The 1,498-nt window shown below is 73.0% G+C and carries 3 protein-coding genes; all 3 read right to left on the bottom strand.

Features of this window, described 5'->3' with window-relative positions; all coding sequences use genetic code 11:
* Window positions 1-18: 18 nt before the first annotated feature.
* Window positions 19-549, bottom strand: a complete 531-nt coding sequence (locus RH94_RS19580; RefSeq protein WP_107428764.1) for a hypothetical protein — start codon at window positions 547-549, stop codon at window positions 19-21.
* Between the two features lie 5 nt (window positions 550-554).
* Entirely contained in the window at window positions 555-1,154 is a 600-nt protein-coding gene (locus tag RH94_RS19575; protein WP_199881001.1) for an RNA polymerase sigma factor, read from the bottom strand.
* A 35-nt stretch (window positions 1,155-1,189) separates the two neighbouring features.
* The coding region (locus RH94_RS43930) for a S8 family serine peptidase (RefSeq protein WP_234425884.1) at window positions 1,190-1,498 on the bottom strand (309 nt) is incomplete at its 5' end.

The following is a 1,498-nucleotide window of genomic DNA, read 5'->3' as shown; positions in this document are numbered from 1 at the left end:
TGAGGCGTGCCGGAGCGGTCACGCCCGCAGCCACTCCGTGACCACGACCTCCCGGCCCGCGCGCAGCCGCAGCGCGAACGGGCCGGAGGGCGGTGCGTCGCCGGTGAAGCGGCCGAGGTCGTCGGCGGTGAGCGCGGCGCCCGCCCGCGGGCCGCCCAGCACCTCGATGCGGGCCGTCTGCGGCGGCAGCACCTGTCCCATCAGCCCGTCCCCGGTGACCTCGACGTCCACGGTCAGGTCACCGGCCTGGAAGGTCAGCATCCGCGGCGTGTCCGTCGCTCCCCTGACCGGGATGGCGTCGACGAGCGAGTCGAAGGTCAGCTCGGCGATGCGGGCGTCCAGGTCGTGCAACGCGTAGGCGTCGACGGCCAGTTGGAGCAGGTGGTCCGGGAGGGGGTCGAGGATCGCCGCGGCCTGCCGCAGCTCCTGCTCCAGCAGGCTCTCGTCCGACAGGCTCTCGTCCGACAGGCCTTCGTCCCGCAGCCCCTCGTCCGGCCCGTCGTCGTACGAGCCCTCCTGGCGGTCCCTGTGGTCGCTCATGTCGCTCATGTCGCTCACGCCGTCCCCCGTGCGTCGAGTCGTGCGCGCAGGCGCCGCAGACAGCGCTGGCGCAGAGGTCCGATACTGCCCACGGCGACCCCCAGCGCCGCGGACACCTCCTGGTAGCTGGGCGGCGGCGAGGCGATCAGCACGCGCAGCAACTGGCGGCAGCGGTCGCCGAGTTTCTCGAACTCCTGCCACAGCCGGCGGATCCGCTCGCTCTGCGCGGCGGCCTCCTCGGAGTCGAGCAGCGACTGCTCCGGCGTGCTCTCCCCGCTCACCCGGTCCAGCAGGTGCGGATCGTCCGTCACCGTCAGCCGGCTCAGACTCCGCAGCGTCTTCAGGCACTCGTTGCGCGCGGTGCTCGCCAGCCACGAGCCCGCCTTGTCGGGTTCCCGGATCCGCCCGAGGTGCTGGGCGAAACGGAACCAGACGGTCTGGTACACCTCGTGCCCGTCGGCGTCGGAGAGCCGATGGGCACGCACGACGGACCACACCAGCGGGCTGAGCCCCTCCACCAGTGCCTTCCAGGCCGCCGCGTCGCCGTCGACGGCGGACCGGACGAGCACGCCGACATCTGCGCGTTCCACTGCCTCACCCCTCGGATACGGCATGTCATGGTACGCCGCGGAGGGGAGGGTTCCGGCCCTCATGCCGACGGAGCGAGCGGTACGACGGGGGCGGGGCGCCAGGTGGGCGGGCGCAGCGCCGGCACGTGCGCTCCGCGCACTTCGGCGTACTCGGTGTTGGCCTGGAGCAGTTGACGCCGGGCCGCGCGCGGGTCGCGCTCCTTGTGCGCCGTCATGTACGCGGCGACCATGCCGGCGGCGACGGGGGTGGCGAAGGAGGTCCCGCTCCAGTACGCGTACCCCTCGAACATCACCTGGTCCGGCTTGGCGGAGGGGGTCTCCTGTCCCTCGCTGAGCACACCGGTGTGGCGCGGGGACCGGCAGGTGCA

Source organism: Streptomyces kebangsaanensis, assembly GCF_001906585.1.
In the GTDB taxonomy this organism is placed as follows: domain Bacteria; phylum Actinomycetota; class Actinomycetes; order Streptomycetales; family Streptomycetaceae; genus Streptomyces; species Streptomyces kebangsaanensis.
The sequence above is the reverse complement of the archived record's forward strand: the minus strand, read 5'-3'. Positions and strand labels throughout refer to the sequence as shown.

Excerpts from the sequence above, each read along its gene's own strand:
- RH94_RS19580 (WP_107428764.1), bottom strand. The coding sequence starts at position 549 with ATGAGCGACATGAGCGACCACAGGGACCGCCAGGAGGGCTCGTACGAC.
- RH94_RS19575 (WP_199881001.1), bottom strand. The coding sequence starts at position 1,154 with ATGCCGTATCCGAGGGGTGAGGCAGTGGAACGCGCAGATGTCGGCGTG.